This window comes from Pseudonocardia sp. Ae150A_Ps1 (genome assembly GCF_001932315.1).
Classification (GTDB): domain Bacteria; phylum Actinomycetota; class Actinomycetes; order Mycobacteriales; family Pseudonocardiaceae; genus Pseudonocardia.
Window position 1 is genome coordinate 3,877,403 of sequence record NZ_MCIJ01000001.1, and the last position, 25,039, is coordinate 3,902,441.

Annotated in this window: 15 protein-coding genes and 2 rRNA genes; 9 read left to right on the top strand and 8 right to left on the bottom strand. The window is 73.1% G+C overall.

The features are described 5' to 3' along the window. The first annotated feature begins 93 nt into the window (after positions 1-93). Positions 94-3,194, top strand: a 23S ribosomal RNA gene (locus Ae150APs1_RS18170). A 134-nt stretch (positions 3,195-3,328) separates the two neighbouring features. Beyond that, a 5S ribosomal RNA gene (gene rrf, locus Ae150APs1_RS18175) occupies positions 3,329-3,445 on the top strand. Positions 3,446-4,271: 826 nt separating this feature from the next. Here rrf and Ae150APs1_RS18180 read toward each other — a convergent pair. The 3 genes from Ae150APs1_RS18180 to Ae150APs1_RS18190 all read right to left on the bottom strand — a co-directional run bounded on the left by Ae150APs1_RS18180 (position 4,272) and on the right by Ae150APs1_RS18190 (position 6,598). After that, a complete protein-coding gene (locus Ae150APs1_RS18180) occupies positions 4,272-5,375 on the bottom strand; it encodes a quinone-dependent dihydroorotate dehydrogenase (protein ID WP_075299171.1) in 1,104 nt (367 codons plus the stop codon). Between the two features lie 26 nt (positions 5,376-5,401). Continuing rightward, on the bottom strand, positions 5,402-5,776 hold the full coding sequence (locus tag Ae150APs1_RS18185) for an RNA-binding S4 domain-containing protein (RefSeq protein WP_010231739.1): 375 nt from the start codon (positions 5,774-5,776) through the stop codon (positions 5,402-5,404). 81 nt (positions 5,777-5,857) lie between these two features. Further along, positions 5,858-6,598 (bottom strand): SDR family NAD(P)-dependent oxidoreductase, encoded by a 741-nt coding sequence (locus Ae150APs1_RS18190; protein ID WP_075299173.1) that lies wholly within the window; start codon positions 6,596-6,598, stop codon positions 5,858-5,860. A gap of 51 nt (positions 6,599-6,649) precedes the next feature. Here Ae150APs1_RS18190 and Ae150APs1_RS18195 point away from each other — a divergent pair, with 51 nt between their 5' ends. Continuing rightward, positions 6,650-7,528 carry a diacylglycerol kinase family protein gene (locus Ae150APs1_RS18195; RefSeq protein WP_075299175.1) on the top strand — a complete coding sequence of 293 codons (879 nt, stop codon included), beginning with the start codon at positions 6,650-6,652 and terminating at the stop codon, positions 7,526-7,528. A 16-nt stretch (positions 7,529-7,544) separates the two neighbouring features. Here Ae150APs1_RS18195 and Ae150APs1_RS18200 read toward each other — a convergent pair whose 3' ends face one another. Together Ae150APs1_RS18200 and malQ are read right to left on the bottom strand one after the other, a co-directional pair. After that, entirely contained in the window at positions 7,545-8,399 is an 855-nt protein-coding gene (locus tag Ae150APs1_RS18200) for a fumarylacetoacetate hydrolase family protein (protein WP_139316968.1), read from the bottom strand. Between the two features lie 19 nt (positions 8,400-8,418). Beyond that, the gene (malQ, locus tag Ae150APs1_RS18205; RefSeq protein ID WP_075299177.1) at positions 8,419-10,413 is read right to left on the bottom strand and encodes a 4-alpha-glucanotransferase; all 1,995 of its coding nucleotides are present in this window, start codon (positions 10,411-10,413) and stop codon (positions 8,419-8,421) included. A gap of 278 nt (positions 10,414-10,691) precedes the next feature. Here malQ and Ae150APs1_RS18210 point away from each other — a divergent pair, with 278 nt between their 5' ends. From Ae150APs1_RS18210 to Ae150APs1_RS18230, 5 genes are all read left to right on the top strand, one after another. Further along, a complete protein-coding gene (locus tag Ae150APs1_RS18210; protein ID WP_075299179.1) occupies positions 10,692-13,190 on the top strand; it encodes a carboxypeptidase-like regulatory domain-containing protein in 2,499 nt (832 codons plus the stop codon). Then, positions 13,187-14,050 (top strand): alpha/beta hydrolase, encoded by an 864-nt coding sequence (locus Ae150APs1_RS18215; protein ID WP_060574140.1) that lies wholly within the window; start codon positions 13,187-13,189, stop codon positions 14,048-14,050. The genes Ae150APs1_RS18210 and Ae150APs1_RS18215 overlap by 4 nt, the downstream gene beginning before the upstream one ends. Before the next feature lie 85 nt (positions 14,051-14,135). Next, positions 14,136-19,739, top strand: coding sequence for a SpoIIE family protein phosphatase (locus tag Ae150APs1_RS18220; protein WP_075299181.1), 5,604 nt, complete (start codon positions 14,136-14,138; stop codon positions 19,737-19,739). 244 nt (positions 19,740-19,983) lie between these two features. Then, on the top strand, positions 19,984-20,556 hold the full coding sequence (locus tag Ae150APs1_RS18225; protein ID WP_075299184.1) for a cysteine dioxygenase family protein: 573 nt from the start codon (positions 19,984-19,986) through the stop codon (positions 20,554-20,556). Then, positions 20,553-20,987, top strand: a complete 435-nt coding sequence (locus tag Ae150APs1_RS18230) for a rhodanese-like domain-containing protein (RefSeq protein ID WP_075299186.1) — start codon at positions 20,553-20,555, stop codon at positions 20,985-20,987. Before Ae150APs1_RS18225 ends, Ae150APs1_RS18230 begins: the two co-directional genes overlap by 4 nt. Here Ae150APs1_RS18230 and Ae150APs1_RS18235 read toward each other — a convergent pair. Next, entirely contained in the window at positions 20,933-21,628 is a 696-nt protein-coding gene (locus Ae150APs1_RS18235; protein WP_212567227.1) for a TetR/AcrR family transcriptional regulator, read from the bottom strand. The genes Ae150APs1_RS18230 and Ae150APs1_RS18235 overlap by 55 nt on opposite strands. A 56-nt stretch (positions 21,629-21,684) precedes the next feature. Between Ae150APs1_RS18235 and Ae150APs1_RS18240 the strand changes: the two genes are divergently transcribed. After that, a complete protein-coding gene (locus Ae150APs1_RS18240; protein WP_075299188.1) occupies positions 21,685-22,926 on the top strand; it encodes an oxygenase MpaB family protein in 1,242 nt (413 codons plus the stop codon). Between the two features lie 430 nt (positions 22,927-23,356). Here the strand turns inward: Ae150APs1_RS18240 and Ae150APs1_RS18245 are convergent, their stop codons facing one another. Together Ae150APs1_RS18245 and Ae150APs1_RS18250 are read right to left on the bottom strand one after the other, a co-directional pair. After that, positions 23,357-24,559: an acyl-CoA dehydrogenase family protein gene (locus Ae150APs1_RS18245; protein ID WP_075299189.1), complete on the bottom strand. Its 1,203-nt coding sequence runs from the start codon at positions 24,557-24,559 to the stop codon at positions 23,357-23,359. 65 nt (positions 24,560-24,624) lie between these two features. Further along, positions 24,625-25,011, bottom strand: a complete 387-nt coding sequence (locus Ae150APs1_RS18250) for a VOC family protein (RefSeq protein ID WP_060574133.1) — start codon at positions 25,009-25,011, stop codon at positions 24,625-24,627. Positions 25,012-25,039: the final 28 nt, after the last annotated feature.

A 25,039-nucleotide genomic window follows, 5' to 3' on the forward strand; every position in this document is an offset into this window, starting at 1 on the left:
GTCCTAACGCCTTCTGGTTGGGGGTGGTGGTTGCCTGGGGTCTTCTGTGGTTGTGGGTTGAGTGTTGCATAGTGGATGCGAGCATCTTGTTGTGGTCAAGTTGTTAAGAGCACATGGTGGATGCCTGGGCATCAGGAGCCGATGAAGGACGTGGGAGGCCGCGATAGTCCTCGGGGAGTTGTCAACCGAACTGTGATCCGAGGGTGTCCGAATGGGGAAACCCAGCACCCGTCATGGGGTGTTACCCGTACCTGAATTCATAGGGTGCGTGGAGGGAACGTGGGGAAGTGAAACATCTCAGTACCCACAGGAAGAGAAAACAACAGTGATTCCGTGAGTAGTGGCGAGCGAAAGCGGAAGAGGCTAAACCGTGTCCGTGTCAAGCCGGCAGGTGTTGCGGATGCGGGGTTGTGAGACGTGCTGTTCATCTTCTGCCGAGGATGGGGCGGTCCAGTGTTTGTGTTAGCGGAACGACTCTGGGATGGTCGGCCGTAGTGGGTGAGAGCCCCGTACGCGAAAGCATGAGTCTGGTCGTGGGCATTGTTCTCGAGTAGCAGCGAGCTCGTGGAATTTGCTGTGAATCTGGCGGGACCACCCGTTAAGCCTAAATACTACCTGGTGACCGATAGCGGACTAGTACCGTGAGGGAAAGGTGAAAAGTACCCCGGGAGGGGAGTGAAATAGTACCTGAAACCGTGTGCTTACAAGCCGTCAGAGCCTGGAGCAGTCTTGTGCTGCAGGGTGATGGCGTGCCTTTTGAAGAATGAGCCTGCGAGTTATGCTTCGTGGCGAGGTTAACCCGTTGTGGGGTAGCCGTAGCGAAAGCGAGTCCGAATAGGGCGGTGGAGTCGCGGGGTGTAGACCCGAAGCGGAGTGATCTACCCATGGCCAGGGTGAAGCGTCGGTAAGACGCCGTGGAGGCCCGAACCCACCAGGGTTGAAAACCTGGGGGATGAGCTGTGGGTAGGGGTGAAAGGCCAATCAAACTTCGTGATAGCTGGTTCTCCCCGAAATGCATTTAGGTGCAGCGTCGTGTGTTTCTCATCGGAGGTAGAGCACTGGATGGCCTAGGGGGCCGACAAGCTTACCGAAGTCAGCCAAACTCCGAATGCCGGTGAGTGAGAGCGCGGCAGTGAGACTGCGGGGGATAAGCTTCGTGGTCGAGAGGGAAACAGCCCAGATCACCGGCTAAGGCCCCTAAGCGTGCGCTAAGTGGGAAAGGATGTGGGATCGCCCGGACAACCAGGAGGTTGGCTTAGAAGCAGCCACCCTTGAAAGAGTGCGTAATAGCTCACTGGTCAAGTGGTCCTGCGCCGACAATGTAGCGGGGCTCAAGCGCACCGCCGAAGCCGTGGCAATGACACTGTTGTGTTGTTGGGTAGGGGAGCGTCCTGCATCTGGTGAAGCCCGGGAGTGATTTACGGGTGGAGGGTGTGGGAGTGAGAATGCAGGCATGAGTAGCGAATGCAGAGTGAGAATCTCTGCCGCCGGATGACCAAGGGTTCCTGGGCCAGGTTGTTCCGCCCAGGGTGAGCCGGGACCTAAGGCGAGGCCGTCAGGCGTAGTCGATGGACAACGGGTTGATATTCCCGTGCTCGTGATAGTGCGTCCATGCCGGGGCCGGTGATGCTAACCATCCGAACCCACCTTCGCTCCTTCGGGAGTGTTGTTTGTGGGGGAGCGTGGGATCCGATCCGGTAGTAGGCAAGTGATGGGGTGACGCAGGAGGGTAGCTCCGCCACGCGGTGGTTGTCGTGGTGTAAGCCTGTAGCCCGAGTCCTAGGTAAATCCGGGGCTCATCAAGGGTGAGAGGTGATGCGTAGCCGATTGAGGCGAAGAGGGTGATCCCATGCTGTCGAGAAAAGCCTCTAGCGAGTGCTGTTGCGGCCCGTACCCCAAACCGACACAGGTGGTCAGGTAGAGAATACCGAGGCGATCGAGCGAACTGTGGTTAAGGAATTCGGCAAAATACCTCCGTAACTTCGGGAGAAGGAGGGCCATCTGCCTTGAAGCCCCTTCGCGGGCTAGGGGTGGGTGGTCGCAGAGACCAGGCCCAAGCGACTGTTTACTAAAAACACAGGTCCGTGCGAAGTCGCAAGACGATGTATACGGACTGACGCCTGCCCGGTGCTGGAACGTTAAGAGGACCTGTTAGCCCCTTTGGGGGCGAAGCGGAGAATTTAAGCGCCAGTAAACGGCGGTGGTAACTATAACCATCCTAAGGTAGCGAAATTCCTTGTCGGGTAAGTTCCGACCTGCACGAATGGCGTAACGACTTGGGCGCTGTCTCGACCACAGACTCGGCGAAATTGCATTACGAGTAAAGATGCTCGTTACGCGCGGCAGGACGGAAAGACCCCGGGACCTTTACTATAGCTTGGTATTGATGCTCGGTTCGGCTTGTGTAGGATAGGTGGGAGACTGTGAAGTCGTCACGCTAGTGGCGGTGGAGTCGTTGTTGAAATACCACTCTGGTCGAATTGGGTGTCTGAACCTCGGGCCATGATCTGGTTCAGGGACAGTGCCTGGTGGGTAGTTTAACTGGGGCGGTTGCCTCCTAAAGAGTAACGGAGGCGCCCAAAGGTTCCCTCAGCCTGGTTGGCAATCAGGTGTTGAGTGTAAGTGCACAAGGGAGCTTGACTGTGAGACTGACGGGTCGAGCAGGGACGAAAGTCGGGACTAGTGATCCGGCACCTCCTGGTGGAAGGGGTGTCGCTCAACGGATAAAAGGTACCCCGGGGATAACAGGCTGATCTTGCCCAAGAGTCCATATCGACGGCATGGTTTGGCACCTCGATGTCGGCTCGTCGCATCCTGGGGCTGGAGTAGGTCCCAAGGGTTGGGCTGTTCGCCCATTAAAGCGGTACGCGAGCTGGGTTTAGAACGTCGTGAGACAGTTCGGTCCCTATCCGCCGCGCGCGTTGGAGACTTGAGGAAGGCTGTCCCTAGTACGAGAGGACCGGGACGGACGAACCTCTGGTGTGCCAGTTGTCCCGCCAGGGGCACGGCTGGTTGGCTATGTTCGGGAGGGATAACCGCTGAAGGCATCTAAGCGGGAAGCCTGTTCCAAGATGAGGTCTCCCACCACCTTGAGTGGGTAAGGCTCCCAGTAGATGACTGGGTTGATAGGCCGGAGATGGAAGCCTTGTGAGGGGTGGAGTTGACCGGTACTAATAGGCCGAGGGCTTGCCACAACATGTTGTTCGCATCCACTGTGTGACCCTGAGTCTACAACCCCGTTGGTTGTGTGGTCTCTGTTTCCTGGGTCTTCTTGTGTCCCACCGTGGTGTGGGGTGTGAGGGGGTGTGGGGTGTAATTGGATAGTGTTGTCGGTGGTTATGGCGGTAGGGGAACGCCCGGTCCCATTCCGAACCCGGTAGCTAAGCCTTCCTGCGCCGATGGTACTGCACTCGACAGGGTGTGGGAGAGTAGGTCGCCGCCGACATTCAATATTTCAGGGGATCCCTCGGACCGTTTCGGTCCGGGGGATTTTCTGCGTTACGGGCCCGGTTTTCCTGGTGGCGGGCCGGCGGTCCGGTGGGTCCGGGGCGCGGGTCCTGGGGTGTCGTCGACGCCGGATGGGTGTGTCGTCTGCGGTCGTCGCGCGTTCCGCTGAACACCGCCAGGTCCGCGCAACACCGCCAGGACGCGGAAGACCGCCAGGACGCGGAACGCTGCCAGGACCGCGGAACGCTGCCAGGTCCGCGTTCCGCGGAACGCGGTCGGGACGCGGACGGGTTCTCGGAGCGCGATCTGCCCGACCGGCGGGCGCCGACCGGGCGCCGACCTTGGGCCGACCCGCTGGCGAGCGGCTCCCACAGCTCTCCCGGGACCGTCTCGCCCGGGGACGCCGCGGGGCCCGGAGGCCGTCGGGCGCGTTCCGCGGAACGCGCCCGCACGGGCGTCCCCCAGGTCGTTCACGCCGGCGGCGCCGGCGGAGGCTGGTCGGGCCGGGCGGGTGTGAGGAGAGTGCACCGTCGTCGGCACCCGAGCGGAGAACGGGTGCCGCCCCGGGGGACCCGGGACCGGTGGGCATGTCCCTGTTCCCGCTGGAGCCGTGTGCGTTCCGCGGAACGCGACGGAGCGGCGGACCACCTCGGCCGGGCAGCGGCCGTCGGACTCGCTGTTTCTGCCCGTGAGCGGCAGCTGCGTTCCGCGGAACGCGGCCGGCGGGATCCGTGCTGCATCCGGTCACGCGGCCGGCGGGGGAGACACCGTCGTCGATCGATGTGTGTTCCGGTGGCTCCTGGAGGCCGACGCGGTCGGTGCCCTCAGAGGTCGGCCCCCACCGCCTGCCCGACCTCGGTGAACCCGTCCGCGCGCAGCAGCTCGGCGAGCTCCCTGTGCAGCCGCGAGGGCCACAGCAGGCCGCCGTAGACGAAGCCGGTGTAGGACTGGACCAGCGCGGCGCCCGAACGGATCCTGAGGTACGCCTCCACGGCGTCCTCGATGCCCCCGACCGAGATGACGGTCTGGTCGTCGGCCAGGCGGGAGCGCAGGCGTCGCACCACGGCGCGGGCACGGTCGCGCAGGGGACGGCCGGACAGTCCGCCGGCACCCGCCGCGTCGATCTCGGAGGGAGCGGTGTGCAGCCCCTCGCGCGAGATCGTCGTGTTGGTGGCGACGACGCCGTCGAGCCGCAGTCGGACGGCGAGATCGGCGACGGCGTCGACGTCGTCGTCCGCGAGGTCGACCGTGATCTTGACCAGCAGCGGGATCCGGCGGCCCGGTGCGACCCGGTCGAGCTCGTCGCGGACCGCCGTCAGCAGCGGTTCGAGGACGCCGACCTGCTGCAGGTCCCGCAACCCCGGGGTGTTGGGGGAGCTGACGTTGACCACGACGTAGTCGGCGTGGGCACCGAGTGCGGCGGCGCTCGCGCGGTAGTCGTCGACGGCCTCGTCGGCCGGGACGACCTTGCTCTTGCCGATGTTGACCCCTAGGACCGGCATCCCCGGTGCGGAACGGGTACGGAGCGCTGCGAGTCGGGGTGCGACGGCGGCGGCGCCGGCGTTGTTGAAGCCCATCCGGTTGATCAGTGCCTGGTCCTCCACGAGCCGGAACAGTCGCGGCTTCGGGTTCCCGGGCTGCGGGCGGCCGGTGACCGTCCCGATCTCGACCGCGCCGAAGCCGAGGCGGCCCAGCGCGAGGACGCCCTCCGCGTCCTTGTCGAAACCGGCGGCTAGGCCGAGCGGGCCCGCGAAGTCGAGCCCGAGCACACGCGTGCGCAGCACCGGGTCGGACGCCGTCAGCCGGCTCGCGACCCGCTCACCGACGGCCGGGGTCCCACCGAGCGCCCGTACGACACCGAACCCCATGCGGTGCGCCGGCTCGGACGGGAGGTACCGCAGGACCCTGCGCATGAGGACGTCGTACATGCCCCCATCCTCACAGGCGGGCGACGTCAGGTGTCCCGGCGGGACAGCCCCAGCTGGTCGAGCATCCGCCGGTCCCGCTTCGTCGGGCGGCCGGCGCCGCGCTCCCGGCGGGCGAACACCGGCACCTCGGTGCGGGACGGCTCGGGCGGGGTGTGGTCGACGTAGCACTCCTGTGCGATCGGTGCGCCCACCCGCTTCTCGATGACGCGGGTGACCTCGACGATCCGGTTACGGTCGTGGACCCGTGCGCGGACCTTGTCACCGACCCGCACCGGGGCCGCCGGCTTCGCGGGCCGGTCGTTGATCCGCACGTGCCCGCCGCGGCACGCCGTCGCGGCCTCGGCACGCGTCTTGGCCAGCCGTACCGACCAGAGCCAGCGGTCCACGCGGGTCGCGTCCATCCGGCCATCGTGCCATCGCCGCCGGGCTCCCGGCCGCGTCACGAGGCCACCCGGCACGCCCGGGACCGGGCAGCGGGGAGCTCAGTAGTGCGTGACCCCCGGCGTACCCCCGCCCGCGGCGACGGCGTCACCGTTGATCGCGACCGAGCGGGGGGAGCACAGGAACGTGATGACGTCGGCGACCTCGGCCGCGGTCGTGATGCGGCCGATCGTCGTCGTCGCGTCCAGCTCGGCGCGGGCGGCGGTCTCGTCGAGGCCGGTCGCGGCCCCGCGGTCGGCGAGCGCCTGCGCCGTCCGCTCGGTCTCGGTGACGCCGGGATGCACGACCGTCACGTTGCGCACCGAGCCGACCAGCGAGGTGGACCGGCGGGCGTTGAGCCCGCTGACGTTCACGATCCGGCCCCAGCCCTGCGCCGTCATCAGCGGCGCCACGGCACGCGCGCAGCGCAGGTAGCCGAGGAGCTTCGTCTCCAGCTCCACGCGGACCGCGTCGTCGGTCGTGGCACCGAGGCCCGTCGGCGCCCCCGCACTCGCCGGGCGGGCCGCGGCGTTCACCAGGACGTCGACCCCACCGAACCGCTCCGCGACCGTCCGCACGGCGGCGCGGACGGCGTCGTCGTCGGTGGTGTCCGCCGCGACGGTGAGCACCTCCGGCGCGCCGGCGTCGCGGAGGCTCGTGGCGGCGGCCTCCAGCGCGTCCGGGTCGCGGGCCAGCAACGCCACCCGGGCCCCCTCCGCGGCGAGCGCACGCGCCGTCGCGAGGCCGATCCCGCGGCTGCCACCGGTCACGATCGCCCGCCTGCCGCCCAGTCCCAGATCCATGACAGCCACCGTGCCGCACCCGTCCGATGTGTGCCCGTTTACGCTGCGCACGTGGCCGAGCCCATCGACTCCGTCCTCGTCGTCTTCAACCCGGGGAGCACCGGCGACGCCGACGTGCTCGCCCGCGAGCTGCGCGACGACCTCGCGGCCGCCCGCCCCGGGCTGCTGGTCGAGCTGCGTCCCACCGAGTACGCCGGGCACGCCCGCGACATCGCCCGTGAGGTCGCCTCCGGTCCCGGCCGGCCGCTGATCGTCTCGGCCAGTGGCGACGGCGGCTACAACGAGGTCGTCAACGGCATCCTGGAGGTGCCCGGCACCGGCGCGGCCGCCGCGGTGCTCGCCGCCGGCAACGCCAACGACCACCGCCGCGTCACCGCGCGCCGCCCGCTCGCCGAGGCGATCGTCGCCGACGAGACCGAGCGGATGGACGTCCTGGAGATGCGGTCCGGTGACCAGCCTCCCCGCTACGCGCACTCCTACATCGGGTTCGGGCTCACCCCGGTCGTCGCGCTGCAGATCGAGAAGGGCGGCAAGGGGACGATCCGCGAGGTGATCAGCACCGTGCGGTCGTTCTGGGCCTTCACCCCGTTCGAGATCGAGTTCTCCACGGGTGACCGGCGCCGGATCGACAACCTGGTGTTCGCGAACATCGGCGAGATGGCCAAGGTCGCCGAGCTGAGCGAGGACAGCCGCCCCGACGACGGCCGGTTCGAGGTCGTGCTGCTCGAACACCGTCCGAAGTGGCGTCAGCTGCTGACCGCGGTGCGGGCCGCCCTGTCCGGCCTCGGCCGCCAGCCCGCGACGACCGAGTTCCGGTTCTCCACGTGCGGCCCGATGCCGGTGCAGATCGACGGCGAGATCGACGACGTCGCCGCCGGCACCGAGATCCGGGTGCGGTGCGCGCCGGGGGCACTGAGCATCATCCGCTGACCGCGGCGGCTCCGGCTCAGGCGGCTGCGAGGGTGAACTCGACGATGCCGAGCGCACCGCCGTCGCCGAACGACGCCCGCACCGTCGCGCCCGGGTGGACCGCGACCGGCACCGTCGTCGTCCCGGTCGTCACCAGCGCGCCGGCCTCCAGTCGCACCCCGTGCTCGGGCAGGGTGTCCGCCAGCCAGGCCAGTGCCGTCCACGGGTCGCCCAGGACGGACGCGCCGCTACCGGTGGCGGTCTCGTCGTCGACCTGCAGGGTGGTCGGGGTCGCGGCGAGGTCCAGCGCGGCACCGCCGGGGATCTCCGGGCCGAGCACGAACCGGCCCGCGCACGCCGCGTCGGCGAGCAGCGACGGCGCACCCGCCGCGACGAAGTCGTCGAACCGCGACTCGGGCAGCTCCACCGCGCAGTGCACCGCGCCGACCGCGGCGCGCAGCTCGTCGCGCGAGGCGCCGGCGTCCACGGCGGACCGCAGCACGAACGTGAACTCCGCCTCGGCGACGGCCATGTGCAGGTCGCCGGACGGGACGACGTCGCCGGGGGCGTGCCGGAACCGCTCGAACAGCATCCCGGGCAGCGGGGCGTCGACGCCGATGTGGGCCTGCCCGGCGGCGGCCGTCGCCGCGAGCTTCCAGCCGTACGACGCCCCGGCCCGTTCGGAGAGCCGGCGCTGCGCCGCGAAGCCCTCGGTGAGGGTGCGCGGTCGCAGCAGCTCGGGCAGGGCGGCGAGCCGCTCGCCGGTCGTCCACGCCTGCCACAGCGCGCCGGCCGTGCCGTCCGCGCGCACCAGGTCGACGACGGACGGGTCGACGGCGCCCTCGTCCGAGCCGTCGGCCGCGGTGCGGTCGGTGTCACCGTGTGCGGTCATCGGCCCGGATAATGCCAGGTCACCGATCGGGTCCGGCCCGCCGGTCCAGGACCTCGGCGACCCGGCGCACACGGTCGTCGCCCAGGGCCTCCTCCAGCGACACCGGCAGCGGGATCCGCCAGTTCGGGTACTCGTCGACGGTGCCCGGCAGGTTCGGCTGGCGGGTCTCGCCGAGCACGTCGTAGAGCGACGCCAGCACCAGCCGCGACGGTGCCGAGGCGAGCAGCCCGTGCAGCGCGACGACGATGGTGTCCTCGTCGGTCTCGTCCGGCGAGTCGAGCAGGCCCTCCGCCGCGAGCAGCGCCAGCAGCTCGTCGCGCTCGGCGCCGGCCTTCGCCTCCTCGGACGCCGGGTCGTCGAGCAGGCCGAGCTCGGCGCGGGCGCGGACGTGCTCGCCGCGCAGGAAACCGGGCGCGGTGGGCAGGTCGTGCGTGGAGATCGTCGCCACCGACCGTTCCGGCCAGCGCCGCGGCGGGCGGAGCGGGCCGTCGTCGCCGCCGGTCACCGGGTCCGGGTCGCGGGAGAACCACAGCACCGTCGATCCCAGCAGGTTGCGCTCGGCCATGTCCTCGCGGATCCGCGGGATCACCGTCCCGAGGTCCTCGCCGACCACGAGCGCGTCCGCCCGGTGGGCCTCCAGCAGGAGGACGGCGAGCATCGCGTCGGCGTCGTAGTGCACGTAGGTGCCGCGATCGGCACTCTCCCCCGACGGCACCCACCACAGCCGCCACAGGCCCATGACGTGGTCGATCCGCAGCCCGTCGGCGTGCGTGAGCAGCGCCCGTGTCATGTCCCCGAACGCGGCGTACCCGGTGTCCGCCAGCCGGTCCGGGCGCCACGGCGGCAGGCCCCAGGTCTGCCCGCGCTGGTTGAACGCGTCCGGCGGGGCGCCGACGGTGGCGTCCAGCGCGAGGACGTCCTGCAGCATCCACGCGTCGGCGCCCTCGGGGTCGCAGCCCACGGCGAGGTCGTGGATGACGCCGACCGGCATCCCCGCCTCCCGGGCCGCCGTGCGCACCCCCGCGAGCTGCGCCTCCGCCTGTCGCTGCACCCAGGCGTGGAACGCGATCCGCGGCGCCAGCTCCCGCTGCGCGGCCGCGACACCGGCGCCGTCGGGCCGGCGCAGCCCCTCCGGCCAGAGCGACCAGCGACCGCCGTACCGCTCGGCGAGCGCGCAGTAGGTGGCGAACGACGCCAGGTCGTCGTCCGGGGCGCCGTCGGGGTGACCGGCGGCGCGCCACAACGCCTCGAGCGCCGAGCGTTTCGCCGCCCAGACCCGGTCGTGCGGGATGCGGTCCCCTGCGGTCTCCGGACGCAGCGCGTCGACCTCGGCGCGGGTGGCCGCGTCGGCGTCGCGGTAGGCGGGCAGGTCGGTGATCCGCAGCGCCAGCGGGGTGGTGTAGCGGCGGGACGACGGCGTGTACGGCGAGGGCTGCACCGGCGGCACCGGGGTGATCGCGTGGAGCGGGTTCAGCAGCACGGCACCGGCGCCGTGCCCGCCGCGGATCAGCGTGGTCAGGTCGCCGAGGTCGCCGATGCCCCAGGACCCCTGCGAGTGCAGGGCGTAGAGCTGCAGCATCCATCCCCACGTCCGCGGCGGGTCGGGCAGCGCGGGCGGGGCGACGACGACGGCCGCCCGGCCGCCGTCGGTCTCCAGCAGGTAGCGGCCGGGGGCCAGACCGGACGGCAGCTCGCCGTCCACATCGGAACCGCGGCCGGCGGCGTCGCCGTCGGCGGCGGTCAGCCGCCCGCGGCCGGGCAGCGGGCGGGACCGGTCCGAGCGGAGCCCGATCGTCGGGGGGAGCGCACCCGCCGACGCGCTCTCCCTTGCGCCGGCGAGTGCGACCCGCTCCGCGCCGGGGCCGGAGACGTCGACCTCCAGCAGGTCGAGCACGGTGCGCACCACCGAGGCGTCGATCCGCTGCTCGGTGCGGGTGCCGTCCAGGTACGAGGTCGCGACGCCGTGCGCGTCGGCGATCTCGGCGAGCTCGGATGTCACCGGGTCGCGGGTCATGGTCCCGATCCTGGCCGATCCGCCCCGCGGCGGCCCGGCCGGTGCGGCGTGACGCCCGGGCGCAGGGTGGTCCTCCGGCACCCGCCCGGTCGACACGCGGACGGCGTTCACGCACGACGGCCGGAGTGTCATCGGTGCTACGGTGCGTCGCCGGATGCGTCGACCGGACCACGGGTCCTGCGGGCCCGTGGATCCGCGCGGAGCGCCGGACCTCTCCGGGGCACCCCGGCCGGCGTCGCCGGGCCCGGTTCGTCCGTTCCGGCAGTGAGGATCTCCAGATGTCGACGTGGGCCCTGCTGGGGCTGTTGGTGGTGGTGCTGGTGGCCGTCGGGATCGCAGCTTTCCTGCGGTGGGGGCGGAACCGGGACGAGCACCCGACATCGGGCGACGGCTCTCCTCCGCGCACGGTCGCCGATCTCGTCGACCGTCGTGCCCGCGGGCTGGACGACGGCCGCGGCGCCGGGACGGACGATCTCCCCTCCGGGGACGAGGACGCACCGCACCGCACCGAGAACCCGTACGCCGCATCGCACCCGGACGCGCCGGACACCGTGGACACCGGTTCCGATGTGGCGCAGACGTACCCGGAGACAGCCGGTCCGGACGCCGACGACACCCGGGCCGGAACCGCGTCCGACGACACCGCCGCCGTGCCCGCGGTGCACGCCGTGCCCGCCTCGCCCGGCGGGGCGGCAGCCGACCGTCCGCTCCGGACGCGGGACGAGGACCTCGACCGTGATGCGCACGAGGACCTGGACGAGGACGCGGGCGACGACCCGGACGACCCGGACGACCCGGACGACCCGGCCGCGACGACCCCGATCGGCCCGACCCACTCGTCGGCACCCGACATCACGCGTGTCCCCGAGGGCGAGGACCGGACCGACCGCATCCCCGAGGTCCGCCCCGCCGAACCGCGGGTGACGCCGGACGTCAGCGCCGGTCCGGTCGGCCCGCCCTGGGCCCGCGGGTTCAAGGACGGGAAGCCCGTCGAGCCCGTCGAGCCGGCGCCGGTCCGCCGGTTCCCGCGCCCGTCGCCGACGGCGCGGCCCCGGCCGGCCGCCGCGCCGGACGCCGGCGCCGCCAATCACGGGCCCGACAGCTCCGCGCCGGACATCAGCACGCCCGCCGGGGGGAACGAGACCGCCGGATCCGGTGCGGACGACGCCACCACCGGGCTCCGCGCGGTCACCGCCCTCGGCGCGGGCGCCGCGGCCGCGTCGATCCCCTTCCTCGCGAAGGGCGGCCGTGGGACCGGTGATGCCGGCAGTTCCCCGACCGGCACCGACGCGGACACGCCGGACACCGGTCCGCCGGCCGCCGAGGCGGGATCCACGGACGCGACCGACGCCGGTACGACCGCCGCGGACGCCGCGGGCGCGGACGTGACGGGTGTCGGGGACACGGACGTCACCGATGCGGACGCCACCGGGTCCGCCACCGGGTCCGTCGACGGCGCCTCCGGTGCCGACACGGCCGAGGCCCCCGGCCCGGAGGTCGCCGACGCCGAGCCCGAGGTCGACGAGATCGCCGCGACCCACGACCCGGCTCCGGCGACCCCCGCCGAGCAGATCGACTTCGGCCGCGGCGCCGAGGCCACCGGCGCGGCGGCGACCGGTGCGGTCGTCGCCGGTGCGGCCGCGACCCGGTCCGACTCCCGTTCCCCGGTCGATCCGGACCTGGTCCGGCGGGTGACCACCGTCCCGGCCGACCGCTCCGTCGCCCGGTCCACCGCCTCGCCCGACACCGAGCGGGAGTTCCGCGAGGCCCGGGACCGGATCACCGGCCAGTACGGCTGGACCGGGCGCGTCCCCGAGCAGCAGGGGGGTCCCGGCCAGGACCGCACGTCCGGGCGGTCGGCGCCGATCGGGCTCGTCCCCGGCGGTTCCGGCGCCCAGGAGTCCGGTGAGCACGCCGAACCACCGCCACGACCGGCTCCGCGGCTGATGCGCTCGGTCCGGCCGGCGCCGCCGCCCGCCCCGGACACTGTCAGGACCGACGCCGCGCAGGACCCCGAACCGGAGGCCTCCGTCCCCGTGAACCCCGCCGAGCCGACGACCGCCGAGCCGACGACCGCCGAGCCGACGACCGCCGAACCGACGACCGCCGAACCGACGACCGCCGAACCGACGACCGCCGAACCGACGACCGCCGCGCCGACGACCGCCGCAGGTGGCGAGCCGCCCGCCCGGACCTCCGCGCCGGAACCCCCCACCGTGCGGGCCGAGGAGGTCGCCCTCACCGTCCAGCGGTCGGGGCCGGAGCCGGCCGCCGTCGTCCCGGGCACCGCCCCGCAGGACGTGGAGGTCCGCGTCCTCGGTCACGACGACGCCGCACTGGCCGGCGCCACCGTCGCCGTGCGCGACCGCGCGGGCGGTCCGGTCGGCACGGCCGTCACCGGTGACGACGGGGTCGCCCGGATCGCGGTCCCCGGGGCCGGCTCGTTCGTCGTCGTCGCCGCGGTGGACGGGTACCGCCCCGGCGTCGCCGCCTGTGCGGTCGGTGACACCGCGGCCGGGGCCACGCTCCGCCTTCGGCGGGCCGCCGTCGTCCACGGCACGGCCCGCACCACGGACGGCGCACCCGCGGCCGGAGTCGACGTCGTCCTCACCCAGGACGGTGAGCCGGTCGCCGAGGCCCGCACGGGCAGCGACGGAGCGTTCCGGCTCGCCGACCTCGACGCCGGCCGCTACCGCCTGGCCGTGGGCTCCGCGTCCGGAGTGGACGTCGAGGTCGAGGCGGGGGCCGACGTCGCGCAGGACGTGACCGGGTCGTGACGACCGCACCGGACGTGCAGGGGCGGTTGCCCGGCGTCGGTGGTGTCGAGCTGTTCTGGCAGGGCTGGCTGCCGCCGGGCGACGTGGCCGGTGTCCTGCTGCTCAGCCACGGCATCGGCGAGCACTCCGGTCGCTACGGCACCGTCGTCGACACACTGCGGCCCGACGGCTGGGCCGTCTACGGGCTCGACCACCGCGGCCACGGCCGCTCCGGTGGGACCCGCGTGCACGTCCGGCGCTACGACGACCTCCTGCAGGACTTCGAGACCTTCCGCCGGGAGATCGTCGCCCGGCACCCCGGCGTCCCGGTCTACCTGCTCGGGCACAGCCTCGGCGGGCAGATCGCCCTCGCCTACGCGCTGCGTCACCAGGATCGGCTCGACGGGCTGGCGCTGTCCGCGCCGGCGCTGGCGTCCGACACCGTTCCCGCGCCGCTCGTCCCGGTGCTGTCGCTGGTCGCGCGGGTACTCCCGACGGTGCGCCCGGTCGGGATCGACACCTCGGCGATCAGCTCGGACCCGGCCGTCGTCGACGCCTACGAGGCCGATCCGCTCGTCCACCACGGCAAGCCGACGCTCGCGCTGGGCGCCGCCGTCTACGCGCAGATGGACGACCTGCCCCCGCGGGCCGCCGAGCTGCGGCTGCCGCTGCTGGTCCAGCACGGGACCGCCGACCGGCTCACCGACCCGGCCGGTACCCGCAAGCTGGACGAGGCCAGCGGCTCCGCCGACACCACGGTGCGCTGGTACGACGGTCTCTGGCACGAGATCTACCACGAGCCGGGCCGCGAGGGCCCGCTCACCGACCTGCGGCGGTGGCTGGCCGAGCACCGCGACGCGGCCCGGCACCGCACCGGCTGACCGCGGCCCTCCCGGCTCGACCTGCCGGACACCGGCTGCTGATGGGATCGTGGGGGCCGACGACGCGGGACGGGATGGCGCACAGGTGGAGACGACCGACGAGCAGGTGACGGACGGCGCCGTCGGCGTGCGTCACCTGCTCGAGACGACCGACTGGGCCACGACCCCGCTCGGGTCCCGCTCCGGCTGGGACCGCGAGCTCGAGGACACCGTCCGGTTCATGCTGGAGAGCCGGCAGCCGCTGGTGGCCTGGTGGGGCGCCGAGTCGGTCCTGCTCTACAACGACGCCTTCGTCCGGCACGCCGGCCTGCGGCACCCGTTCGCGTTCGGCCGTCCGCTGCGCGAGGGCTGGCCGGAGTTCTCCGAGCACCTCGCCGGCGAGCTCCCGGAGCTGCTCGGCGGTGGCCGGGACGGCATCGCCCGGTCCGCGGACAAGATCGTGCTCGGGCGCTGGGGCCGCCCGGAGGCGACCTGGTGGGACTTCTCGACGACCCCGGTCCGCGGGGCCGGCGGGCAGGTGCTCGGCCTGATCACGCTGCTCACCGAGGTCACCGGCAGCGTCGTCGGTGCCGCCCGGCTGACGGTGCTCGCCGCGCTCGGCGAGGCCGCGCGTGACGCCCCGACGCTGGACGTGGCCGTCGAGCGGCTGACCGAGGTGCTCGCCGACGCCCAGGAGCACCACGGCTGCGCGCTCATCGCGACCCTCGGTGCCGAGGCCCGCCGGCTGGCCGCGGTGAACGTCGACGACCCGCCGCCGGGCTGGCTGCCCGCGGACCGCAGCGCCGACGTCGGTTCGGACGTCGAGTTCGTGACGGTCGAGCCGTCGGCGGTGCACGGCGCCGAGCCGCCGGTCACCGACCTGGCCCGCGCCGTGCTGCACACGCCGGACGGCGCGACCGGGATCGCCGTCGTGATCGGGGTTCCGCCGTTGCTGCCGCTGGACGCCGCGCACCGCTCGTTCCTGCGGTTGGTCATCGGCAACATCGGCACGGTGCTCGCGACCGCGCTGGCCCGTGACCGGGAGCGTGACCGGCGCGCCGACATCACGACCGCCGAGCAGGCCCGCGTCGAGTACTACGCCGGGCTCGGGGACGAGTTCCGTGACCCGCTGACGCTGGTGCTCGGCCCGCTGGAGCGGCTGCGTGAGCACGAGGACGCGGCCGTCCGCTCCGAGGTGGCGCTCGCCCGGCGCAACGCCGAGCGGATGCTCAAGCTCGTCGACAGCCTGCTCGACGTCTCGGCACTGCAGTCCGGCCGGCACGAGGGCCTGTTCGCCCCGACCGAGCTCGGCACCACCACCGCGGAGATCGTCGCCGCGTTCGCGCCCGTCCTGGAACAGGCGGGACTGTCGCTGACGTCGTCCACGCCCCGCGGCGGCCGCCCCGTCTGGGTGGACCGCGACGCCTGGGAGAAGATCGTCCTCAACCTGCTCAGCAACGCCGTCAAGTACACGATGGACGGCGGGGTCTCGGTCGAGCTCACCCAGGACGGCGAGCAGGTCGTCCTGCGGGTGTCGGACACCGGTGTCGGGATCCCGGACGACGAGATCGACACCGTCTTCGACCGCTTCCACCGGGCGGGGTCGCGTCGCGGGCGGACCCTCGAGGGCAGCGGGCTCGGGCTGCCGCTGATCCGGCAGCTGGTCCGGCTGCACCGCGGCAGCATCGCCGTCGTCGCAGGCCCCGACGGGGGCAGCACGTTCACCGTGCGGCTCCCGCTCGGCTTCGCCCACCTGCCGCAGGACCGGCTGGTCCGGTCCCGTACCGGGGCACGCTCCGCGCCGCAGCTCGCCGCGCCCTATGTGGCCGAGGCGTTGCGCTGGCTCCCCGACCCGCCCGACGAGGTCGACGTCGGGCCGACCGCGGACGCGGACCGGACGCGTGGCCGCGCTGTCGACGGCTCCGTCGTCGACGGGCTCGACCTCACCTGGTCCGACCGCGTCCTGGTCGTCGACGACGACCGCGAGATGCGCGGCTACCTGCGCGACCTGCTCTCCGAGCAGTGGCGGGTGCAGGCGGTCGCCGACGGCGCGGCCGCACTCGACGCCGCCCGCACCGATCCGCCCGATCTCGTCGTGGCCGACGCGGCACTCCCGGCGAGCGGTGGCATCGAGCTGCTGCGGGCCCTGCGCTCCGACCCGCGGACGGTCGGGGTGCCGGTGGTGCTGCTCTCCTCGCAGACGAGCGAGGAGGCCGCGGTCGAGGGGTTCGCGGCCGGTGCCGACGACTACCTGGTCCGCCCGTTCTCCGCCCGTGAGCTGCTCGCCCGGGTCACCAACCACCTGCAGCTGGGCCGGGTCCGGCGGGCCGCGGAACTGCAGTTCCGCGCCATGGCGGACTCCACACCGGCGCTGATCTGGGTCGACGACCCCGGCGGGCACCGGCTGTTCGTCAACCGGGGCTGGGTGGACTTCACCGGTGTCGACGACCCGTCGCACGAGCTCGGGCTGGACTGGCGGCGCCGGATCCATCCCGACGACCGCGAGCGCTACCGCTCGGTGACCTCGGCCGCGAACCGCGCGCACGCCCCGTTCGAGGTCGAGTACCGCCTGCTGGACCGGACCGGCCGCCACCGCTGGGTGCTCGACCGCGGTGCCCCCGTGCAGGACGGCGAGCGGTCCGCGGGCTACGTCGGCGGCTGCCTCGACATCGACGTCCAGCACCGCGAGCAGCGGCGGCACCGGATCTACTCCGAGGTCGCCGAGTCACTGGAACGGGAGATCACCCGGACCGGCCGGACCGACCAGCTGGTGCGCGCCGTCGTCGACGACCGCCTGGCCGACATCGCGCTCGTGCACGACGCCGGCCCGGACGGGGCGGCCGGCACCCTCGCGGTCGCGGCGGGCCGGACTGCGCTCGAGCCGTCGCTGTGGCGGCTCGGCCCGCTGCTCCCCGTCGACGCCGAGGGCACCGGCCGGCCGGAGATCATCGACCAGGGCCGGCTTGACGAGGCGCTCCGCCACCTCCCAGCGACACAGCGCCGGGCCTGGGGACGGCTGCGGGCCCGGTCCGTGACGGTCGTGCCGCTGCCCGCCCGAGGCCGCACCAGCGCGGTGCTCACCGTCGTCCGCGCCGAGTCCGCCGAGCCCTACACGGCCGACGATCTCGACCTGCTCTCCGAGATCGGCCGCCGGGCCGGGCTCGCCGTGGACAACGCCCGCCTGCTGGAGCAGGAGCGGTCCACGGCGCAGCGGCTCGTGCTGCTGCACCGGGCGACCGCGAAGATGTCCGCGGCCGCCACCGCGGGCGAGGTCGCGGCGATCGCCGCCGACCACATCGTCGACCTGCTCGACGCCGACTTCGCCGGGGTGTGGGAGGTCCGCGGGCCGTGGCTGCACGCGCTCACCGGGCACGGCTGGGACCAGGACCTGTGGCAGCGGGCCGGCCGGATCGCCGTCGACGCCCCCATGGCGTTCGCCGAGGTGCTCACCGAGCGTCGGCCGATCTGGTTCGGGTCGGCGAAGGAGTGGGCGGAGCGCTTCCCGGCGCAGATCGGCGTCGCACCCGAGCACGCGCAGACGCTGGGCATCCTGCCGCTGGTCGCCGGCGGCCGGGCACTCGGCGTGCTCGCGGTGTCGATGCTGACCGAACGACGGCTGTCCGACGCGGACCGCGAGGCCGCGATCGCCGTCGCGGAGCTGGCCGCGCAGGCGCTCGACCGGGCGTCCATGCTGGACGCCGAGACCGAGGCCCGCCGGCTCGCGGAGCGGCTCGGCGCCGTCGCCACCGGCCTGGCGCAGGCGACCGACCTGGAGGCCGTGGCCGACGTCGTCGTCGAGCACGGGCGCAGCTCGATCGGGGCCGAGGCGGTCGCGGTGCTCCTCACCGACGAGCACGGCACGCTGACGCTGCTCAGCGAGGCCGGCTGGCCCGCGGACGGGCCACCGATGCACACGCCCGGCCGCACCCACCCGCTGAGCCGCGCGGTGGTCGGCGGGGAGCCGGTCTGGAACGCCCAGGACCTCTCCGAGACCCGTCGCTACCCCGTGAACACCGCGGTGCCGCTGATGGTCGCGGGCCGGCCGATCGGCGTGATCGGGCTGCGGTTCCCGAGCGAACCGTCGTTCAGCCCCGAGCAGCAGAGCTTCGTGCGCACCCTGGCCAACCAGTGCGCGCAGGCGATCATGCGGGCCCAGCTGCACCAGGCCGAGCACGAGGTCGCGGTGACGCTGCAGCGCAGCCTGCTGCCGCAGCGCCTCCCCGACATCGAGCGTCTGTCGCTGGCGACCCGCTACCGGCCGGGCACCCAGGGGACCGAGGCCGGCGGCGACTGGTTCGACGTGCTGGAGCTCGAGGGCGACGTCGTCGCACTGGTGGTGGGCGACGTCGTCGGGCGCGGCCCGGTCGCCGCGGCCGTGATGGGCCAGCTCCGCAGCGCGGTCGCCTCGAACCTGGTCAACGGCCAGCCGCCGGCCCGCGCGCTGGAGCAGCTCGACCTGTACGCGCTGCGGGTCCGCGGCGCGACGGCGAGCACCGTCGCGATCGCGACCATCGACACCGGCACCGGCGAGCTGCGCTACGCCAGCGCCGGGCACCCACCGCCGCTGGTCGCCGGGCAGGACGGGGTCCGCACCCTCTCCGAGGGACGTGGCGTGCCGCTGGGCATCTCGGGCCGGCCCCCGTTCGCCGAGGCGACCGCGCGGATGGAGCCGGGCGAGACCATCCTTCTCTGCTCCGACGGCCTGTTCGAGCGGCGCGACGAGGTCATCGACGACGGCCTGGCCCGGCTCTCCGGGGCGTTCGGCGAGCTCGCCGGTGCGCAACCGCGCGACATGGCCGACACCCTGCTCAACCGGATGTCCGAGGGCCTGTCGGTCCCGGACGACACGGTCGTCGTCGTCGCCCGGCTGATGCCGTCCCCGCTGCGGGTCACCGTGCGGGCGGACCCGAAGCAGCTGGCCCCGCTGCGCCGCGCCGTGGGCCGCTGGGCGACCGTCTGCGGGATGGGCCCGGACGCGGCCAGCGACCTGCAGCTGACCGTCGGCGAGGCCGTCACGAACTCGATCGAGCACGCGTACGGGGAGGCGGGCGACGAGGCCGGGGCCGGTGTCGGCCTGGAGCTCGCGCTCACCACGGACGGCGCGATCGCGGTCCGTGTGTCCGACGGCGGGAGGTGGCGCCCCCCGCCCGCCGATCCCGGGTACCGCGGTCGCGGCATCGCGCTCATCCGGGAGCTCGGCGAGGACGTGCGGATCGATCCGGGCGACGACGGCACCGTCGTGCGGTTCCGGCTGCCCGCGAACCCCGTCGAGATCGGCACGCCCGGCTCCGAGCCACCGGTGGAGTTCGTCGCGGGCGAGCCCGAGCCGGGCCGGGACCACACCGGCCAGGCCGGACCGTCACCGCAGGGCGACGGGGACGGCGTCCGGCCGCCCACGACGCGGTTGCGGGCCGCGCCGGACGCGTACGGGGTCCGGCTCACCGTCGTCGGCGACCTGGACCTCGACGGCGTCGCCGCCGTGCGTGCCCCGCTGATGGAGCACCTCGCCCGCCGGGTCCCGGTCACGCTGAACCTCGCGACGGGCACCTTCGTCAGCAGCGCCGGGATCGCCCTGCTCTCCGAGGCGGCACGGCGGATGCGCGCCGACGGGATCGCGATGACGCTCGTCGCCCCGGCGGGGAGCCAGGCACGACGATCGCTGGTCCTGTCGGGGCTGGACACGGTGATCGGCATGTCGGACGACATCTGAGCCCGGACCGTTGTGACGGCGGACACGCAGGTCAGGGCGATGTTGTCCGGACACGGCGGGTGCCGTTCCCGGCGGCCGGACACGCGGTTGAACCGGCTGTCACCGTGTGGTGACATCGTCGTCATGAGTCAGGCAGCGACCCTCGGTCCCCTGTGGGGTACCCGTCGCGCCGACCACTTCGATCAGGGCTGTCGCCCGAGCTGAGGACCCGATCCCGCTCGACCGACGTCTCTGGAGTACCACCGTGTCCGCACCCGTCCGTGCGTCCCGCCCTGCCCGCCCGTCCGCCTCGCGGACGGCGACCGTCCACGCCCGGCCCGTCGCGGCGCCGACCCCCTACGACCTGCAGGACCTGCAGGAGCTCACCCTCGAGATCGCGGCCGAGGTGCGCGCCGGCCGGCACGAGGTCGTCGTCGATCCCGACCGGCGCTGGTACCGGTTGCTGCGCAGCGACGGCCTGGTCGACGTCTGGCTGATCAGCTGGGCCACCGAGCAGATCGCGGAGCTGCACGACCATGCCGGCTCGATCGGCGCGCTGACCGTCGTGTCCGGCACGCTGACCGAGCGCCGCTGGGGCGGTCCGGCCGGCCTCCGGACCCGGACGCTGCGGCACGGCCGCGGCGCCGCGTTCCCGCTGGGGCACGTGCACGACGTCGCCAACACCGCCGACGAGGCCGCCGTGAGCGTGCACGCCTACTCGCCGCCGCTGTCGGCGATGTCCTACTACGAGGTCGAGGACGTCCCTGCCACCGCGGGGCACCAGCGCCTGCGCCGCAGCCGCACCGAGCTCGTCCAGCCGGGACAGGGCGTCGGATGACCCGGACCGTCGGAGATCTCCTGGCCGCGGCGCGGGCCCGGCTCGACCGGTCGGACCCGGCCCGGGCCGCGGCGCTCGCCGAGGAGGGCGCGTACCTCGTCGACACCCGGCCGGGCTGGCAGCGGGTCGAGGAAGGCGCCGTCCCGGGGGCGCTCGTGATCGAGCGCAATCACCTGGAGTGGCGGCTCGACCCCACCTCGGACGCCCGGATCCCGGAGGCGACCGGGCACGACGTCCCGTGGATCCTGTTCTGCTCGGAGGGCTACAGCTCCAGCCTGGCCGCCGCCTCGCTGCAGGACCTCGGTCTCCACCGGGCGACCGACGTCGACGGCGGGTTCCGGGCCTGGGCGGCCGCGGGCCTGCCGACCGAACCCGGTCAGGACGGTCCGTCCGACGCGACCCGCCCGCCGCTCCACCGCGCGTCGAGATAACCGGCGACCAGCGCCGTCAGCTCCTCGACGAGCAGGTCGCGACCGAACGCGGGACGCTCCAGGACGAACCCGGTCGTCAGGTGCTCGACCGTCCGGACCACCGTCCACGCCGACACGCGGGCGATGTCCGGGTCCGTCTCGCCGCGGGTGAGCAGCACCGTCGCGACGAGATCGTCGATCCGGCCGGCGAACGCGGCCCGCCGCCCGGGCCTGCCCGACGACCCGGGTGCGCGCGGGAGCTGCTCGACGATCACCCGCAACAGGTCGGGCTGCTCGGAGAACGCGTCGAGCAGGGCGTCGAGGGTGGCGCGGACGACCGGCCCGGTGCCGCGGCCCGGGTCCGCCGCACCGCCCGGCCCGGGGGTGCTGCCGCTGAGCCCGTCCAGGAACGCGCGCGAGACGCGAGCCTCCATCCCGTCGAGGTACCGGTCGAGCACCTCGGCGAGCACCGCGTCCTTGTCGGGGAAGTACTGGTAGAGCGAGCCGGGCGAGATCCCCGCGGCCTCGGCGATCCGGTTCGTGGAGGCGCCGTCGTAGCCGCGCGCGACCAGGACCTCGCGGCCCGCCTCCACGATCCGCTCCACCATCCGCCGGGACCGCTCCTGCCGCGGCTCCCTCCGGCGCCCTGCGCGACCGCTCACACCCGGCTCCCGAACGCGCGTTGAACGCGAGCTCCGACTCGTGTCAGCATCGGCCCATGGTGGCAGAGATCCCCGAGGCGAGCGCGCCCGCACCGATCGGGCCGCACCGTTTCCGCAGTTCACCGGCCCGAGCGGCGCGGATCGCCCAGCCGCTCGCCCTCGTCGCCGGAGTACGCGAGCCCGACCTCGCACTCGTCGACGAGATCGGCCGGCGGATGCTGACCCGCGACGAGACGGGCGCCGCCCTGGCCCGGGCGATGGGGCGCGGCCGGGAGGACCCGGAGCGGGTGACGATGCGGGCGTTCCACCGTGCGCTCGCCGACGGCGCGGCCCCCGCCGCCGGACCGGCTGCGCTGCGCGAGTTCTTCGCGGCCGTCACCCCGGAACCGGGGTGGCTGGACCGGGACCTGCTCGAACGGGGCGCGCGGGCGTACCGGCGGCTCGGCCGCAGCCGCGACGACGTGCTGCTGGGCCTGTCGCTGATCGGCGGCTACCGCTACGGCGGGCCGACCGAGCTGCTGGTGCGGACCGGCGGGCTGACCGGCGACGGTGCGATGCGGCGGCTGGCGGAGACGCAGGCGTGGGCCTTCGCGGTGAGCGCACCCGGCGGCATGCGGCCCGGCGGCGACGGCTGGCGGGCGACCCTGCACGTGCGCGCGATGCACGCGCTCGTTGCCGACCGCTTCGAACGCGGCGACCGCTACGACGTCGCCACCCACGGCCTGCCGATCAACCAGTCGGACTCGGCGGCGACCCTCGGCCTCTTCAACAGCACCGCGATCCTCGGTTGCCGGCTGCTCGGCCGCCACGTCTCCGGTACCGAGAGCCGCGCGATCATGCACCTCTGGCGCTACGTCGGGTGGCTGATGGGCGTCGACGAGGACTGGCTGTTCGACGACGAGCGCGCCCAGAACGTGTTCAACCACCACGTGCTGCTCGCCCAGGGCGACGTCACCCCCAACGGTGCGGCGCTCGCCGTCGCCCTGGTCGACGGCCTCCGCTCGGAGCGGACCGGCGGCCCGCTGGAGCGGCTCCGCGGCTCCTGGGAACGACGCCGGCTCCTCAGCCTCCTGCGGGTCTTCCTGCGCGCGGAGGGCATGCGGGACCTGGACCTCCCGGTCACGGCACCGTGGGCGGTCCCGGCCCAGGCGGTGCGCAACCTGGTCGAGGTCGGTGTGGTGGCCCGGACCCGGCGCGGACGGCGGTGGCTGGAGTCCCGCTCCGACCGCCGGATCGAGGCCGATCTCGCGCGCCGGTTCGGCCGGGACCGACCGGGTCCGCGGGACCTCGCGGTCTGAGCGGCCAGCTCGCGGGCTGCGGGCCCGGGCAGCACGCATGCGTCGGCGGCGTGCGGTGGTCGGAGTGCGTGGGCGGTGGGCTCGATCTGCCGCGCTCGAGCCGACGCGACGGGCGACCGGGTTCTGTGGAACCGCTTCCTCAGGCAGCGATTCCGTTGTGGGTGATGTCGGAAGAGGGGGCGGGTCCGGCGCGCCGGGGCATGTGTGTTCTGCAGAATCGCTGCCTGGGGAAGCGAACTCAGAGAACCCGCTCCCGGTAGGCCGGCCCCCGGCCCCCGGCCCCCGGCCCCCGGACTCCAGGCGCCGGATGCCGGGCGCCGGACCGGATCGACCGGGCGCGGTGGACGACACCCCCGGTCGCCGTGGCGTCGTGAGTGCTACGGCGGGCGCCCGTCCGTGCTGACGGCGCCGCGCGGCGCCGCGGCGCAGCTCAGGTGAAGGCGCTGATCCCCGTCACGTCCCGGCCCACGATCAGGGTCTGCATCGTCTCGGTGCCCTCGAAGGTGTGGATGGCCTCGATGTCGGCCCAGTGCCGCACGACGTGGTGCTCGAGCAGGATCCCGTTGCCGCCGAGCAGGTCGCGGGCCTCGGAGAGGATCGACCGGGCGGTACGGGTGTTGTGCATCTTCGCCAGCCCGGCGACCGTCGGCGACAGCTTCCCGGCCTCGGCCAGGCGGGCGGTCTGCATGCAGTAGAGCTGCATGCCGGTGAGGTCGGCGAGCATCCGGACGAGCCGCTGCTGCACGATCTGGAAGCTCGCCAGGGGCTTGCCGAACTGGTGGCGTTCGGTCGCGTAGCGGAGCGCGGCGTCGTAGCCGGCCGTGGCGTGCCCCAGCGCCATCCAGGCGCAGGTGGACCGGGTCGTCGCCAGCACGGCCGCGCAGTCGGCGAAGGTGCGCGCGTGCGCGAGCCGGGCGTCGTCCGGGACGCGGACACCGTCCAGCGTGATGTCGGCCTGCCACAGGGCGCGCAGCGACACCTTCCCCGGGATCACGGTCGCCGTGTAGCCCTCCGTCGGTGTCTCGACGACGAACCCGAGCACGTCACCGGAGCCGGTGTCCCGCGCCCAGACGATCACCAGATCGGCGACGGTGCCGTTGCCGATCCAGCGCTTGGTCCCGTTCAGGATCCAGTGGTCGCCGTCGCGGGTCGCGGTGGTCTCCAGCGCGACCGAGTCCGAGCCGTGGTCCGGCTCGGTCAGCGCGAACGCGCCGGTCCGCTCCAGCGTGGACATCGACGGCAGCCAGCGCTGCTTCTGCTCCTCCGAGCCGCACATGTCGACGGCCTTCATCGCGAGTCCCGCGTGGACACCGAGGAACGTGCCCAGCGAGCCGTCGCCGCGGTGCAGCTCCATGTGGACGAGGCCCAGCGCGAGCGGGCTCATCGCCGCCGCGCCGTGACCGGTGATGTCCTCGCCCACGATGCCGAGCTCGGGGAGCCTGCGGAACAGGTGCCAGGGCAGCTCCGCCCGCTCCCAGTAGCCGTTGATCTCGTCGAGCACCTCGGTGTCGACGAACCGGCGCACGTCGGTGAACCGCTGCCACTGCTCGTCGGTGAACTGGTCGCGCACCGAGAAGAAGTCGGTGCCCAGCGCCTCGCCGAGCTCGGTGTACGGGGTGGTCGATGCGGTCATCGGGGCGGCTCCCTCGCCGTCGGTGGAGCCCGATCGTCACATCTCCACCCACCTCCGGCGAGGTGTCAGGCCCTCACCAGGCAGAACGGGTGCCCGACCGGGTCGAGGAACACCCGGAAGCTCTCCGGCGCGGGCTGCACGTCGTGCTTGCGGGCTCCGATCGCTAGCACGGCCGCCTCACCGGCGTCGAGATCCGGGACGTCGAAGTCGAGGTGCACGCGCTGCGGATCGTCCTGACCGGGCCACCGCGGCGGACGGTAGGCCCCGTCGGAGATCTTCTGGAACGCCAGCGTCGCGCCGGCGCCACCGGGATCGAGCTCGACCCAGTCGTCGTGTGTCTGCCCGGCCACCGGCCAGCCGGTGATCCGTCCGTAGAACCGTGCGAGCTCCAGCGGGTCCGGGCAGTCGATCGCGGCGAGGGAGAACCTGGCGATGGGGGCGTCGGTGCTCATGCGGGCAGTGTGCCCGCGCCCCCCGACA